Source organism: Enterobacter cloacae complex sp. HYC042_NIDB, from assembly GCF_056673315.1.
In genome coordinates this window covers 1,630,683-1,645,469 of sequence record NZ_CP109650.1, presented here as the reverse complement: position 1 = coordinate 1,645,469, position 14,787 = coordinate 1,630,683, and the positions used below count along the sequence as shown (strand labels likewise).

Sequence of the window (14,787 nt, the reverse complement as noted above, 5' to 3'; positions counted from 1 at the left end):
AGATATTAATGCTTTCGCGAGCATTAATATCTTCTCTATTCATTGAGAAATCTTTATGCGCCACGGTTATTTACTGAGCACGCTTTTACTGGTAGCAACTGCTTCACATGCTGGGGTCATTATTAACGGCACCCGACTGGTCTATCAGGGAGATAAAAAGGAATCTTCTCTTGGTCTTTCAAATCCAGATGCGACGGATTATCTGGTGCAGTCCTGGGTTGATTCCGGCGGTAAAAACCTGGCCAAAGCCCCGTTCCTGATCACCCCGCCGCTTTTCCGTCTGGATGCGCACGAAGATAACGTTCTGCGCGTGGTGCGTACGGGCGGAAATTTACCGGAAGACAGGGAATCCCTGTACTGGTTGAACATTAAAGCAATCCCTTCCTCAAAACACGTTGAGGGGGTAAATACGCTGCAAATCGCCATTAATACTCGAATCAAATTACTGTATCGCCCGTCTGCGGTAAAAGGCAGACCAGAAGATGTGGCGGATAAACTTGAATGGCGCCGCGAAGGGAACGATCTGGTGGTGAATAACCCCACGCCGTTCTATATGAATTTCCAGACCGTTACGCTGAATGGTCATAAAGTCGCGAAAGCCACCTGGGCTGTTCCGAAAACGGAAACGCATTTTGCCTTACCGGGTAATGTTGGGGGCGCGAACGTGACATATTCCATTATTACCGACTACGGCAGCATCAGCCATACCTGGTCGAAATCCGTTCATTAATATTTTTTCCCGGTAATAAAATAATTATGTACAGCCATAAAAAGCCGTTCACCTGCCGATTGTCTTCATTGCTGGTCATTCTCTGTGGCCTGGCAATGGCGATCTTTGCGCAGCAGGTTATGGCTGATGATTATTTTAACCCTGCCCTGCTGGATATTGATAATCCCCAGCAGGGTAAAACCGATCTGTCCATCTATGAAAAAGGGCCAGGTCAGGCACCGGGGAAATATGAGGTCGCGGTATTTATCAATAATAATAAAATTGATACCCGCAACGTGACCTTTACGCTTCAGAAAGATTCGCAGGGCAACAGCACGCTGCAGCCTTGCTTTAGCCTTGAGGAATTAAAAAGCCTCGGCATCAAAACCAAAAAATTTCCGCAGCTGATGGCCAAAGGCCAGTGTGCTGATTTACATGTCATTCCTGCTGCATCCGCCACCTTTCGCGTTCGCAACCAGCAGTTGCTGATGAGCATCCCTCAAACGGCGCTGGGCCAGGTACCTCGCGGTTACATTGACCCGAAAGAGTTTGATGAAGGGATCACTGCGGGCCTGCTTAATTACAGCGCCAATGCCAGCCACAGCCGCGCGCGACAGCACGGTGAGCAGGATAACAGCAGCCAGTACGTAAACCTGCGCCCAGGCCTGAACGTTGGCGCATGGCGCATTCGCAACTATTCCACCTGGAATCGCAGCACCACGGGCCATGAGGAGGAGCAGAAATTCACCTCCGTTTATACCTATGCGCAACGCGATATCGTGGCAATGAAAAGCGACATCACCGTCGGCCAGAGCTCATCCCCTGCCGACGTGTTTGACAGCGTTCCCTACACCGGGGTGGAGCTGAAATCCGACAGCGACATGCTGCCGGACAGCGAGAAAGGCTACGCGCCGATTATCCGCGGCACGGCCCACAGCAACGCGCTGGTAGTGGTTCGCCAGAACGGCTACGTCATTTATCAGAACACGGTCGCGCCGGGCGCCTTCGAAATTAACGATCTCTACCCCACCGGCAGCAGCGGCGACCTGCAGGTTACCGTGAAAGAGACCGACGGCAGCGAAAGCCATTTTGTCGTGCCGTTTGCCTCCGTGCCGGTCTTGCAGCGTGAAAAAAACCTGCGCTACAGCGTGACCGCCGGGCGTTATCGTTCCTATGACAACGATGTCGAAAAGACCCCGTTTGCCCAGGGCAGCGCCATCTACGGTTTACCCTACGGTATCACCGCCTACGGCGGCGTTCAGCAGAGCAGCCATTATCAGTCTCAGGCGGTGGGCGTCGGGAAAAACATGGGCGATTTAGGCGCCTTCTCCATTGACGTCACTCGCGCCAAAGCCCTGCTGAAAAAACAGCAGGCCAGCAAAGGCCAGTCGTGGCGCGTGCGCTACAGCAAAGATATCGCCCAGTCAGGCACCAACTTCTCGCTGGCCGGCTACCGCTATAACAGCAAAGGGTTTTACACCCTGGAAGACACCATGGAGTCGTATACCCGCTCTGACGACTGGTCTGAACCGCAGCAGCGCCGCGCCCGTACCGAAGCCACCGTCGACCAGACGCTGCCGGAAGGCTGGGGTTCCGTAACCCTGAGCCTGGTGAAAGAGACCTACTGGACCCAGAGCCAGGACATGACATCGGTGAGCGTCAGCTACAACAACAGCTGGCACGGCGTGAGCTACAGCCTCAGCTACAGCATGAACAAAAACACCCGCGACAGCGACGAAGACGGCAATGAGGTGACGAACGACAACCAGTTCGCGCTGAGCGTCTCGGTGCCGCTGGACCACTGGATGCATAACACCTGGGCCACCTACAACCTGAACAACACCAAAGATGGCACCACGCAGAATATCGGTCTGAACGGTACGGCGCTGAAAGAAGATAACCTCAACTGGAATATTCAGGAGGGGGTGAGCAGTACCGGCAGCGGCAACTCCACCAGCCTCAACGCCGATTACAAAGCAACGTACGGCGAACTCAGCGGCGGCGTCAGCCAGGACAAATATCAGCAGACCGTGAACGTCGGCCTGCAGGGCGGCGTGGTTGCCCATGCGAACGGCATCACCCTGAGCCAGCCGCTCGGTGAGACCATCGCGCTGGTGAAAGCGCCGGGCACGCACGGGACGCATATCACTAATCAGACCGGCGTTGAAACCGACTTCCGCGGCTACACCGTTGTCCCGTATGTGACCGCGTATCGCCACAACACCATTGCGCTGGATACCGAAACGCTGCCGGACAATGCCGACGTCACCCACGCCGCGCAGGTCGTCACCCCAACTCGCGGGGCCGTGGTGCGCGCCAGCTTTAACACCCGCGTGGGCAACCGCGTGCTGATGACGCTGACGCACAACGGCAAACCGCTGCCGTTCGGCGCGACGGTCACTACAGAGGATAAGGACAGCGAGTTTATTGTGGGTAATGACGGCCAGACCTATCTTTCGGGTCTGCCGCAGCAGGGGCATCTCGCCGTTTCCTGGGGACAGGACGCTAGCGAGCACTGCATCGCTGACTATGCGCTAACGGATGAGAAAGAGAAAACCAGCATCATTAACGCTGCCGCGCAGTGTCATTGATTCACCGTTCAGGCTAACGACTATGCAAATGATAAAACAATGCTTTTTCTTACTGATTCTGGGCACCGCGGCATTATTTATGCCGCATGCGAAGGCTGACTGCACTACGCCCGATATGCCGAAAATGATCAACGTTGCCACCATTTCGGTCCCGACGACGCTGGCAGTAGGCGCGACCATTCCCGGTACGGAGCAGACTGTACACGTCGCGGGTAACTGCAACCATCCTTACGAAAGCGGGATGGAAATCATCTCCTGCTATTACGGAAGTGGTTCGGAGATACCCGGGTTGACCGGCGTTTATGACACAGGCGTGCCTGGAGTCGGCATTGCCTTAAGGAACGACCAGGGCCAGCGCATTTCAGGCGGGGGAAAGGTCGCCTGCGATTCCCGCAGTACGCCCATCGGCTATGTCTCGACCGATGGATATCAGTCCTTTGATTTTAACGTCACACTTGAGCTGGTTAAAACCAGTGATGCAGTACAGTCCGGCACGCTGCTTCAGGCGCAAACAGAGTTCGGTATTGGCGTATATGGCAACGACGGCATTGGTTCACCCAATGTTATCTCCTACGCAGGAAACGTTAACTTCCAGAACGTCACCTGCTCCGTTTCCCCAAAAAACCTGACCATTAATCTGGGCGACTTCCCGGTCAGCGATTTTATTAGCGTGGGGATGTTATCAAGCCCGGCGCAAAACTTTGACGTGACGGTGAACTGCAACAGCAACGTGCAGCCTGAAGTGAAGGTCACCAGTTCAAATGGTTATGAACCGGGGTCAGCAGGGGTGATCAAACTCACCCGGCAGCCCGGCATGGCAACCGGCGTCGGGGTCAGAATGCTGGTTGATAACCAACTCGCCACCTTTGACACCTACGTGAACACCCAAAGCCAGGCAATCGCCAACCAGACGCTGGCGATCCCGTTTGAGGTTCGCTACGAACAAACCAGCAACGTCGTGACGCCTGGCCCCGCCAACACCGTTGCCACCGTTACCCTCGCTTATAAGTGACGATCATGAAAAAAACAGCTTTGATGCTGGCGCTGGGCCTGATAGCCCAGGCCCACGCCGATGATATTCAGATCCAGATGACGGGGAATATTTACGCCAACACCTGCGTCATTGACAGCGCCAGCCGCAACCTGACGGTAGATTTAGGCCAGGCAGTATCAGGCAATTTCAGGGACGTCGGGGATACCGGCGAGTGGAAAGATTTTTCGCTCTCGGTATCGCACTGTCCCGCCACGCTGGCGCTTGCCACGGCCTATTTCTACGGCCAGGCAGACAGCGTGCACCCGACAAAATTCGCCAACACCGGCAGCGCGAAGGGGCTGGCGCTGGAGCTGGCCGACCGACAGGACAAGATCCTGATCGCCCCGCAGGCGGCGTTTAACGTACCGATTAACCCGGCTGACCACACGGCCACGTTTCCGCTCTCCGCCCGCTATTACGCCACGTCTATGCCCGTCTCCGCAGGCACGTTCAGCAGCGTGATTCAGGTGACCTTTACTTACCAGTAGGACCGCGCCCCTTAGCACGGATGCTTTTCCTGCGCCCGGCGGCCAGTTTTGCCGGGCGTTTTTTTACTTCAGGCACCTCCGGCTGCTCAATCGGAAAGATCGGCAGTGCGTTCAGCAGCCGCTGACCGTAGTTTTTGGTGAGCAAACGCTTGTCGTAAATCACTACCTCACCCCAGCAGCCGTGGCTACGAATAAGACGCCCCACCTGCTGAATCAGGTTAAACGACGCCGCAGGCAGGCTCTGCACCTCAAACGGATAGCGGTTGAGGCTTTTCAGCCACTCGCCCTCGGTGATCACCACCGGGCTGTCGATAGGCGGAAAGGCGATCTTATGGATATGCACCTGCGTCAGGTAATCCCCCTTCAAATCCAGCCCTTCGGCAAAGGACTGTAGCCCCACCAGCACGCTGCGCTCGCCGTTATCAATACGTTTGCGGTGCGTTTCCACCAGCCGGTAACGGGGCTGGTCGCCCTGCACCAGCAGGAGTAAACGCAGGTCGGTGACGTGCTCCAGGAAGCGCTGCATCGCCCGCCCGCTGGCAAACAGCACCAGCATGCCGGGATATTTTTTACTTTCGACCTGCTCGCGGAAGTAGGCCGCCATCTCCGCAATGTGCTGCTCTTCGTTGTCGATAAGCGGCTCGTATTTCATGCGTGGAATGACCAGCTTGCCCTGCTCGCAGTGGTTGAACGGCGAGTCCAGCACCACAAAACGATCGCCCGCTTTCTCCTTCAGGCCGCTCATCTCCTGCAACCGTGAAAAGCTGTTCAGAGAGCGCAGCGTCGCAGAGGTAACGACCACGTGCGGCACGCTGCGCCAGATCAGCTTTTCCAGCTGATCGGCCACGCGAATGCCCACGCAGTGGAAAAAGAGATGCACCTGCCCGTCGCGTACTTCGCGGGTGGCCCATTTGGTGACCGGCGCGCCCGACGCCTGCGCCATCGAGGCCAGCCGCCAGAGCTTGCTCTGCGCCTCAAACATCCCCAGCGCGCGGTTCATTTGCAGCAGGATGCGGTGCAGCCGCACCACGTCGTGCGAGCCAGTTTTCTCGCTGAGGTCGTTCAGGAACATCTCCGCCAGCCCGCGCAGCTTTTCGAGATGCTTCGCCAGTTGCTGGCAGATCTCCATCACCTCTTCCGGCAACTCGCCCATCGCGAAGCGGTGTTCTGCCTCCTGGGCTGCCGGAAGATAAAGATTGAGGATGTTGTTCAGAGACGAGATAAGGCTGTAAACCTCTTCGCAGTGGTCGCTCAGACGCTCGGGTACCGCCAGCGGCGGCGTGGTTTTCGGGCGAAACTGCTCCATGCAGGTCGCCACCAGTTTGCAGAACAGATCCAGCTGAAGTCTGAACCACGGAGCGGTGATTTCCGCGCTCATCTCCAGCGCGTCCCGCGCCACGTCAGGCAGGTGGTGGCCTTCGTCGAGCACCAGCAGCAGGTTTTTCGGCTCCGGCAGCACCGCTTCGCTCTCCAGCGCCGCCATCACCAGCGCGTGGTTGGCGACAACCACCTCCGCCTCCTGGATCTCGCGCCGGGCGACGAAGAACGGGCATTCCCGGTAGTAGTGACAGTTGCGGTTCAGGCAGCTTGCTTTATCGGTACTGAGCCTGCGCCACAGGTCGTCGCTAATCGCCAGGCTGGTGTGATCCCGCAGGCCGTCCCACTTATAGCCGTCGAGCTCGGCTTTCAGCTTTGCGCACTGCTCCTGCTCGGCTTTGTTGTTTGGCGTCAGCTCGTCATCCAGAAAGGCGAGCAGATCCTGCTGCGAGGGCTCGCTGCTGGCCAGCGCCGCCAGGTTACGCGGACAGACGTAGCGCCCGCGCCCAAAGGCGGCGGTGAAGCGGAGATCGGGGATGATTTTGCGCAGCAGCGGCAAATCTTTGCTGAAGATCTGATCCTGCAAGGCCACGTTCGCAGTGCTGACCACCAGCGTTTTGTCCTCTTCCCGCGCAATAGCGATGCCGGGAATGAGATACGACAGGGTTTTCCCGACGCCGGTCGGGGCTTCAATCGCCAGATGTCGCCCGTCGTCCCCGGCGAGCGTTTTTGCCACGTCGGCAATCATCTGCCGCTGCGGTGCTCGGGGGATAAAATCGGGGATCTGCTGCTGAAGCGCCTTATACCAGGCGCCTATTTGCGCTTTCAGCGCCGCGGTTAAAGCCATTGGAAAACCTGAAATACTGTATAAACAGCCACTATTGTGGCACTTTCTCTTCGCCGTCGCAAAAAGAAAAGCCCGGCTTTACGACCGGGCTTCCAGATTACTGCGGGTTAGCAGGCTTGCGCGGGCGGCGTCGGCGCTGCCCCTCGCCTGCCGGTTTCCCTTCGCCGCTGCGCCACGGGCTTTCACCGGCCGGCTTGCCGTCGTTATTACGACGCGGCGGTTTGCCGGATGACTTCGGCGCGCCACCTTCAGCACGACGCGGCTGCTGGCCGCGACCACCACCCTGACGACCGTTCTGAATCGGCTCCGCTTTGATGGACGGGTCCACTTCATAGCCCGGGGTTTCGATGCGCGGGATCTCTTTCTTCAGCAGGCGTTCGATGTCGCGCAGCAGCTTGTGCTCGTCCACGCAGACCAGAGAGAGCGCCTCACCTGTTGCTGCCGCACGGCCGGTACGACCGATACGGTGAACGTAATCTTCCGGGACGTTTGGCAGCTCGTAGTTCACCACGTGCGGCAGCTCTTCAATATCGAGGCCACGGGCAGCGATGTCGGTCGCCACCAGTACGCGGATGTCGCCGGCCTTGAAGTCCGCCAGCGCGCGGGTACGCGCGCCCTGGCTCTTGTTACCGTGGATCGCCGCGCTGCGGATGCCGTCTTTATTCAGCTGTTCCGCCAGGTGGTTGGCACCGTGCTTGGTGCGGGTAAAGACCAGCACCTGCTGCCAGTTGCCCTGACCGATCATCTGGGAGAGCAGCTCCCGCTTGCGCTTTTTATCCACAAAGTGAACGTGCTGCGTCACCTGCTCGGAAGCGGTGTTGCGGCGCGCCACTTCCACTTCCAGCGGGTTATGCAGCAGCTTTTCCGCCAGCGCCTTGATCTCATCGGAGAAGGTCGCGGAGAAGAGCAGGTTCTGGCGACGCGGCGGCAGCTTCGCCAGCACGCGACGAATATCATGAATGAAGCCCATATCGAGCATGCGGTCGGCTTCGTCCAGCACCAGAATTTCAATGCTGTCGAGCTTCACCGCGTTCTGGTGTTCCAGATCCAGCAGACGGCCCGGCGTTGCCACCAGCACGTCCACGCCGCCGCGCAGCTTCATCATCTGCGGGTTAATGCTCACGCCACCGAAAACCACCAGCGAGCGAATGTTGAGATAGCGGCTGTACTCACGCACGTTCTCGCCAATCTGGGCTGCCAGCTCGCGGGTTGGGGTGAGGATCAGCGCGCGCACCGGACGACGGCCTTTGGCGTGCGGCTGGTTTTTTACCAGCAGCTCTAACAGCGGCAGGGTAAAGCCCGCGGTTTTACCGGTGCCGGTCTGGGCGCTGGCCATCAGGTCACGGCCCTGAAGCACGGCCGGAATAGCCTGCTGCTGGATAGGGGTTGGCTCAACGTAGCCCTGCTCTGCGATCGCGCGCAGAATTTCCGGGTTCAGGCCAAGGGAATCAAAAGACATAAAAACTCCGAACCGCCCCGACCATCACAGGTGTAGTTTTCAGGGAGATATCACGAATAGAAGGACAAAAACCACAATGTCGCGAAGGTGCGGAGTGTAGCAGCTTTTGTGACGTGGCGCATAAAATATCCCTGTCGTATCCCTCGACGATTTAGCGATTCAGGTATAATTTTAATCAATCGATTGATTAATTTTTAATGCCGACATGAATACGACACCGACGACAACCAAAGGTGAACAGGCCAAAAGCCAGCTTATCGCCGCCGCGCTGGCGCAGTTTGGCGAGTATGGCCTGCATGCCACCACGCGGGATATCGCCGCCCAGGCCGGGCAAAACATTGCGGCCATTACCTACTATTTTGGCTCAAAAGAGGATTTATACCTCGCCTGCGCCCAGTGGATTGCCGATTTTATTGGCAACAATTTTCGCCCGCACGTTGAGGAGGCCACCGCGCTGCTGAGCCAGCCGACGCCGGATCGTACCGCTATCAGGCAACTTATTCTCAATGCCTGCCACAATATGATCCGCCTGCTGACGCACGACGATACGCTCAACCTGAGCAAATTTATCTCCCGCGAGCAGCTCTCCCCCACTGCAGCTTATCAGCTGGTACACGATCAGGTGATTGCCCCGATGCACACCCATCTGACCCGGCTGATTGCCGCCTACACCGGGCGGGACGCCAGCGATACCGACACCATTTTGCATACCCACGCCCTGCTGGGCGAAATTCTCGCCTTCCGTCTGGGACGTGAAACCATCCTGTTACGCACGGGCTGGGCACAATTCGATGAGGATAAAGCCGCGCAGATTAGCCAGGTCATCACCTGTCATCTCGATCTGATCCTGCAAGGCTTAACGCAAAGGAGCCTGAAGTGATGAAAAAACCTGTCGCCATCGTTCTGGTGGTTGTTGTTTTGCTTGCCGCGGGAATCGGTGGCTGGCTGTGGTATCAGAGCCAGCAGGATCGGGGCCTGACGCTGTACGGTAACGTGGATATTCGCACGGTGAATATGAGCTTCCGCGTCGGCGGGCGTCTCGCCTCGCTGAGCGTTGACGAAGGCGACGCCATCAAAGCCGGGCAGACGCTGGGGATGCTGGACAAAGCCCCCTTTGAGAACGCGCTGATGCAGGCAAAAGCCGGCGTCTCCGTCGCCCAGGCGCAGTATGACCTGATGCTGGCGGGCTATCGCGATGAGGAGATTGCCCAGGCCGCTGCCGCCGTTAAGCAGGCCAAAGCCGCCTACGACTACGCGCAGAACTTCTATAACCGCCAGCAGGGGCTGTGGAAAAGCCGCACCATTTCCGCCAACGATCTGGAAAACGCGCGGTCATCCCGCGACCAGGCGCAGGCGACGCTGAAATCCGCGCAGGATAAATTAAGCCAGTACCGCTCCGGTAACCGCGAGCAGGACATCGCCCAGGCGAAGGCCAGCCTCGAGCAGGCGCAGGCGCAGCTGGCTCAGGCGGAGCTGGATCTGCACGACACTATCTTAACCGCCCCGTCTGACGGCACGCTGATGACCCGCGCGGTAGAGCCGGGCAGCATGCTCAGCGCGGGCAGCACCGTCTTGACGCTCTCCCTGACCCGTCCGGTATGGGTGCGGGCCTACATTGATGAGCCGAATCTCGGCCAGATGCAGCCGGGCCGCGAGCTGCTGCTCTATACCGACGGTCGCCCGGACAAGCCGTATCACGGCAAAGTGGGCTTTGTCTCCCCTACCGCCGAATTCACCCCAAAAACCGTTGAAACGCCGGATCTGCGTACCGACCTCGTGTACCGCCTGCGCATCATCGTCACCGACGCGGACGACGCGCTGCGTCAGGGCATGCCTGTTACCGTAACCTTAAACGACGGGGAACGACATGAATGATGCGGTTATCCAGCTCAATAATCTGGTCAAACGCTTCCCCGGAATGGATAAACCGGCGGTCGCGCCGCTGAACTGCACCATTCAGAAAGGCTACGTGACCGGACTGGTGGGCCCGGACGGCGCGGGCAAAACCACGCTGATGCGGATGCTGGCGGGGCTGCTGAAGCCGGATGAAGGCTCGGCCAGCGTGCTTGGCCTTGACCCGATAAAAGACGACGGCGCGCTCCACGCCATGCTCGGCTATATGCCGCAGAAGTTTGGCCTGTACGAAGATCTGACGGTGATGGAGAACCTCAATCTGTACGCCGACCTGCGCAGCGTCACCGGTGAAACCCGGCAGAAAACCTTCGCCCGACTGCTCGAATTTACCTCCCTCGGCCCGTTCACCGACCGGCTGGCGGGCAAGCTTTCCGGCGGGATGAAGCAGAAACTGGGGCTGGCCTGCACGCTGGTGGGCGAGCCGAAGGTGCTGTTGCTCGATGAACCCGGCGTCGGTGTAGACCCGATCTCCCGCCGCGAGCTGTGGCAGATGGTGCACGAGCTGGCGGGCGACGGGATGCTGATCCTCTGGAGCACCTCCTACCTCGACGAAGCGGAGCAGTGCCGTGACGTGCTGCTGATGAACGAGGGCGAACTGCTCTATCAGGGCGAACCGACCGAGCTGACGCACACCATGGCCGGGCGCAGTTTTCTGCTGCACAGCCCGCAGGAGTTCAACCGCAGGCTGCTGCAGCGGGTGCTGAAGCTGCCGCAGGTGAGCGACGGGATGATTCAGGGCCGCTCGGTGCGCGTGATCCTCAAAAAAGAGGCCACCGTCGACGATATTCGCCATGCGCCGGGCATGCCTGAGATTGAAATGGACGAGACCGCCCCGCGCTTTGAAGATGCGTTTATCGACCTGCTGGGCGGTGCAGGCACATCGGAATCGCCCCTTGGCGCGATCCTGCACACGGTGGAAGGCACGCCGGGCGAAACGGTGATCGAAGCAAAATCGCTCACCAAAAAATTCGGGGACTTCGCCGCCACCGACAACGTCAACTTTGCGGTGAAGCGCGGCGAGATATTTGGCCTGCTCGGGCCGAACGGGGCGGGAAAATCCACCACCTTTAAAATGATGTGCGGCCTGCTGGTGCCGACGTCCGGCAAGGCGCTGGTGCTGGACATGGATCTTAAAGTCAGCTCCGGCAAGGCGCGCCAGCATCTCGGCTATATGGCGCAGAAGTTCTCGCTGTACGGCAACCTGACGGTCGAGCAGAATCTGCGCTTTTTCTCCGGCGTGTACGGCCTGCGCGGGCGGGCGCAGAATGAAAAAATCCGCCGCATGAGCGACGCCTTCGGGTTAACGAATATTGCGTCCCACGCCACCGACGAGCTGCCGCTCGGCTTTAAGCAGCGGCTGGCGCTGGCCTGCTCGTTGATGCACGAGCCGGATATCCTGTTTCTTGATGAACCCACGTCAGGCGTGGACCCCCTCACCCGCCGTGAATTCTGGCTGCATATCAACAGCATGGTGGAAAAAGGCGTGACCGTGATGGTCACCACCCACTTTATGGATGAGGCGGAGTACTGCGACCGCATCGGGCTGGTCTATCGCGGCAAGCTGATTGCCCACGGCACGCCGGACGACCTGAAAGCGCAGGCCGCCGACGACGCACAGCCAGACCCGACCATGGAGCAGGCGTTTATCACCCTCATCCACGACTGGGATAAGGAGAATGCTCATGCGCAGTAACGGCCTTTCCTGGCGCCGGGTGCGTGCCCTGTGCATCAAAGAGACGCGGCAGATCGTGCGCGATCCCAGCAGCTGGCTGATTGCGGTGGTGATCCCCCTGCTGCTGCTGTTTATTTTTGGCTACGGCATTAACCTCGACTCCAGCAAGCTGCGGGTCGGTATTTTGCTGGAGCAGCAGAGCGAAGAGGCGCTGGACTTCACCCATGCCATGACCGGCTCACCCTACATAGACGCCACCGTCAGCGACAACCGGCAGGAACTGATCCAGAAAATGCAGGCCGGGAAAATTCGCGGCCTGATCGTCATCCCGGTGGATTTCGCCGCCAACATGGCGCGCCCGGGTGCCGATGCGCCGATTCAGGTGATTACCGACGGCAGCGAGCCGAACACCGCCAACTTCGTGCAGGGCTATGCGGAGGGGATCTGGCAGCTCTGGCAGATGCAGCGCGCCGAAGACCGGGGCGAGACGTTTGAACCGCTCATCGATGTGCAGACGCGCTACTGGTTTAACCCCGCCGCCATCAGCCAGCACTTTATTATTCCGGGGGCGGTGACCATCATTATGACGGTGATTGGCGCGATCCTCACCTCGCTGGTCATCGCCCGCGAGTGGGAGCGCGGCACTATGGAGGCGCTGCTCTCCACCGAGGTGACGCGGGTTGAGCTGCTGCTGTGCAAGCTCATCCCCTACTACTTCCTCGGCATGCTGGCGATGCTGCTCTGCATGCTGGTCGCGGTCTTTATTCTTGGCGTGCCGTACCGCGGCTCGCTGGTGGTACTGTTCTTTATCACCAGCCTGTTTTTGCTCAGCACGCTGGGCATGGGGCTGCTCATCTCCACCATCACCCGCAACCAGTTTAACGCCGCGCAGGTGGCGCTCAACGCCGCCTTCCTGCCATCGATTATGCTCTCCGGTTTTATCTTCCAGATAGACAGCATGCCGGCGGTGATCCGCGCTGTGACCTACATCATTCCGGCGCGCTACTTCGTGAGCACGCTGCAAAGCCTGTTCCTGGCGGGGAATATCCCGGTGGTGCTGATTATCAATACCCTGTTTTTGCTGGCGTCGGCGGTGATGTTTATCGGGTTGACGTGGCTGAAAACCAAACGGCGACTGGATTAAGGAGCGCACATGTTTCACCGCTTATGGACATTGATCCGCAAAGAGCTGCAGTCCCTGCTGCGCGAGCCGCAAACCCGCGCCATTCTGGTGCTGCCGGTGCTGCTTCAGGTTTTATTGTTCCCATTTGCCGCAACCCTTGAGGTAACTAACGCCACCATTGCCATTTATAATGAAGACAACGGCAAACACGCCGTCGAGCTGACGCAGCGTTTTGCCCGGGCGAAGGCCTTTACCCACATCCTGCTGCTGAAAAGCCCGCAGGAGATCCAGCCCACTATCGACACGCAAAAAGCGCTGCTGCTGGTGCGTTTTCCGGCGGATTTCTCCCGCAATCTGGATACCTTCCAGACCGCGCCGATGCAGCTGATCCTCGACGGGCGCAACTCCAACAGCGCCCAGATAGCGGCCAACTACCTGCAGCAGATAGTGAAGGAGTATCAGCAGGAGCTGATGGAGGGCAAACCGAAGCCCAATAACAGCGAACTGGTGGTGCGCAACTGGTACAACCCGAATCTGGACTACAAGTGGTTTGTGGTGCCGTCGCTGATCGCCATGATCACCACCATCGGGGTGATGATCGTGACCTCCCTGTCCGTGGCACGCGAGCGGGAACAGGGCACGCTGGATCAGCTGCTGGTTTCCCCGCTCGCCACCTGGCAGATTTTCGTCGGCAAAGCGGTGCCGGCGCTGATCGTCGCCACCTTCCAGGCCACCATCGTGCTGGGGGTGGGAATTTGGGCCTACGAAATCCCGTTCGCCGGATCGCTGGCGCTGTTTTACTTCACGATGGTGATTTACGGGCTGTCGCTGGTGGGGTTTGGGCTGCTGATTTCAGCGCTCTGCTCCACGCAGCAGCAGGCGTTTATCGGGGTATTCGTCTTTATGATGCCGGCGATTCTGCTCTCCGGGTACGTGTCGCCCGTCGAGAACATGCCGGTGTGGCTGCAGGATTTAACGTGGATAAACCCGATTCGACACTTTACGGATATCACCAAGCAGATCTATCTGAAGGATGCGAGTCTGGACATTGTCTGGGGAAGTTTGTGGCCGCTACTGGTCATAGCGGCCACGACGGGGTCAGTGGCCTATGCGATGTTTAGACGCAACATTGCGTAGCTTTTTCTCTTTAGTGAGCAGCGACACTACCGCTGGCCCTGCAAGGATTGCCAGACCCGCGAGGGCCAGCAGCAGGTTGTTTTGCAGCACGCGTGACAGCAGCCACAGCACGATCATCGCGGCACCAAAGTACCAGGTGGTGGTGAGCTCTTCGAGCACATCACCCACCTCGCGCCAGCGCGCGTCATGGTGGCGCTGTAAGAACAGCATCGACAGTACGGTGACGCCATAGAGGACGCATAGCCCTAAGCCAACACGCACCAGCGTGCCGCTCATCAAGCCCATCACCAGTACGGCCACGACCAGTAAATGCAACATTATCTGCCAGCAACTCAAACCCGTTGCGACACGAACACGTTGTTGCCACTTCATGGCTTCTCTCCTGAAGGATTTTTCTCTGCTTAATCAGACTACCGCACTTTACGGAAAATTCCGTAACGCCGCATCTTTTTGTGACGCCGACTACACTTTATTTTCATCGGGATAGTCACCCAGGA

General features: G+C 58.4%; 12 protein-coding genes. 9 read left to right on the top strand and 3 right to left on the bottom strand.

The features are described 5' to 3' along the window. The first annotated feature begins 55 nt into the window (after positions 1-55). Genes OKF39_RS07815 through OKF39_RS07800 form a run of 4 tightly spaced genes read left to right on the top strand, consistent with a single transcriptional unit; the run spans position 56 to position 4,821 of the window. Positions 56-730 (top strand): fimbrial biogenesis chaperone, encoded by a 675-nt coding sequence (locus OKF39_RS07815; RefSeq protein WP_045259963.1) that lies wholly within the window; start codon positions 56-58, stop codon positions 728-730. A 26-nt stretch (positions 731-756) separates the two neighbouring features. Further along, complete coding sequence (locus OKF39_RS07810; RefSeq protein WP_139128217.1) at positions 757-3,300, top strand: fimbria/pilus outer membrane usher protein; 2,544 nt, start codon at positions 757-759, stop codon at positions 3,298-3,300. 22 nt (positions 3,301-3,322) lie between these two features. Next, the gene (locus tag OKF39_RS07805) at positions 3,323-4,312 is read left to right on the top strand and encodes a fimbrial protein (RefSeq protein WP_048960241.1); all 990 of its coding nucleotides are present in this window, start codon (positions 3,323-3,325) and stop codon (positions 4,310-4,312) included. Between the two features lie 5 nt (positions 4,313-4,317). Continuing rightward, positions 4,318-4,821: a fimbrial protein gene (locus tag OKF39_RS07800; protein WP_028012436.1), complete on the top strand. Its 504-nt coding sequence runs from the start codon at positions 4,318-4,320 to the stop codon at positions 4,819-4,821. Here the strand turns inward: OKF39_RS07800 and dinG are convergent. Together dinG and rhlE are read right to left on the bottom strand one after the other, a co-directional pair. After that, positions 4,808-6,985, bottom strand: a complete 2,178-nt coding sequence (dinG, locus tag OKF39_RS07795; protein ID WP_479983648.1) for an ATP-dependent DNA helicase DinG — start codon at positions 6,983-6,985, stop codon at positions 4,808-4,810. The two genes, OKF39_RS07800 and dinG, sit on opposite strands and share 14 nt — an antisense overlap. Before the next feature lie 97 nt (positions 6,986-7,082). Continuing rightward, positions 7,083-8,444, bottom strand: a complete 1,362-nt coding sequence (gene rhlE, locus OKF39_RS07790; RefSeq protein WP_479983647.1) for an ATP-dependent RNA helicase RhlE — start codon at positions 8,442-8,444, stop codon at positions 7,083-7,085. Positions 8,445-8,649: 205 nt separating this feature from the next. Here rhlE and cecR point away from each other — a divergent pair, with 205 nt between their 5' ends. Genes cecR through OKF39_RS07765 form a run of 5 tightly spaced genes read left to right on the top strand, consistent with a single transcriptional unit; the run spans position 8,650 to position 14,290 of the window. Continuing rightward, the gene (gene cecR, locus OKF39_RS07785) at positions 8,650-9,324 is read left to right on the top strand and encodes a transcriptional regulator CecR (protein ID WP_028012433.1); all 675 of its coding nucleotides are present in this window, start codon (positions 8,650-8,652) and stop codon (positions 9,322-9,324) included. Then, entirely contained in the window at positions 9,324-10,319 is a 996-nt protein-coding gene (hlyD, locus tag OKF39_RS07780; protein WP_063154673.1) for a secretion protein HlyD, read from the top strand. Before cecR ends, hlyD begins: the two co-directional genes overlap by 1 nt. Continuing rightward, positions 10,312-12,051, top strand: a complete 1,740-nt coding sequence (locus OKF39_RS07775; protein WP_479983646.1) for an ATP-binding cassette domain-containing protein — start codon at positions 10,312-10,314, stop codon at positions 12,049-12,051. The genes hlyD and OKF39_RS07775 overlap by 8 nt, the downstream gene beginning before the upstream one ends. After that, on the top strand, positions 12,041-13,174 hold the full coding sequence (locus tag OKF39_RS07770) for an ABC transporter permease (RefSeq protein WP_479983645.1): 1,134 nt from the start codon (positions 12,041-12,043) through the stop codon (positions 13,172-13,174). Before OKF39_RS07775 ends, OKF39_RS07770 begins: the two co-directional genes overlap by 11 nt. A 9-nt stretch (positions 13,175-13,183) precedes the next feature. Further along, positions 13,184-14,290, top strand: a complete 1,107-nt coding sequence (locus OKF39_RS07765) for an ABC transporter permease (RefSeq protein WP_041910726.1) — start codon at positions 13,184-13,186, stop codon at positions 14,288-14,290. Here the strand turns inward: OKF39_RS07765 and OKF39_RS07760 are convergent. Then, complete coding sequence (locus tag OKF39_RS07760; RefSeq protein WP_028012428.1) at positions 14,252-14,662, bottom strand: YbhQ family protein; 411 nt, start codon at positions 14,660-14,662, stop codon at positions 14,252-14,254. The genes OKF39_RS07765 and OKF39_RS07760 overlap by 39 nt on opposite strands. Positions 14,663-14,787: the final 125 nt, after the last annotated feature.

What these genes read in the sequence shown, in the direction of transcription:
- OKF39_RS07765 (WP_041910726.1), top strand. Translation starts at nt 13,184, where the DNA reads ATGTTTCACCGCTTATGGACATTGATCCGCAAAGAGCTGCAGTCCCTG.
- rhlE (WP_479983647.1), bottom strand. Translation starts at nt 8,444, where the DNA reads ATGTCTTTTGATTCCCTTGGCCTGAACCCGGAAATTCTGCGCGCGATC.
- hlyD (WP_063154673.1), top strand. Translation starts at nt 9,324, where the DNA reads ATGAAAAAACCTGTCGCCATCGTTCTGGTGGTTGTTGTTTTGCTTGCC.
- OKF39_RS07805 (WP_048960241.1), top strand. Translation starts at nt 3,323, where the DNA reads ATGCAAATGATAAAACAATGCTTTTTCTTACTGATTCTGGGCACCGCG.
- dinG (WP_479983648.1), bottom strand. Translation starts at nt 6,985, where the DNA reads ATGGCTTTAACCGCGGCGCTGAAAGCGCAAATAGGCGCCTGGTATAAG.
- OKF39_RS07815 (WP_045259963.1), top strand. Translation starts at nt 56, where the DNA reads ATGCGCCACGGTTATTTACTGAGCACGCTTTTACTGGTAGCAACTGCT.
- cecR (WP_028012433.1), top strand. Translation starts at nt 8,650, where the DNA reads ATGAATACGACACCGACGACAACCAAAGGTGAACAGGCCAAAAGCCAG.
- OKF39_RS07760 (WP_028012428.1), bottom strand. Translation starts at nt 14,662, where the DNA reads ATGAAGTGGCAACAACGTGTTCGTGTCGCAACGGGTTTGAGTTGCTGG.
- OKF39_RS07775 (WP_479983646.1), top strand. Translation starts at nt 10,312, where the DNA reads ATGAATGATGCGGTTATCCAGCTCAATAATCTGGTCAAACGCTTCCCC.
- OKF39_RS07770 (WP_479983645.1), top strand. Translation starts at nt 12,041, where the DNA reads ATGCGCAGTAACGGCCTTTCCTGGCGCCGGGTGCGTGCCCTGTGCATC.
- OKF39_RS07810 (WP_139128217.1), top strand. Translation starts at nt 757, where the DNA reads ATGTACAGCCATAAAAAGCCGTTCACCTGCCGATTGTCTTCATTGCTG.
- OKF39_RS07800 (WP_028012436.1), top strand. Translation starts at nt 4,318, where the DNA reads ATGAAAAAAACAGCTTTGATGCTGGCGCTGGGCCTGATAGCCCAGGCC.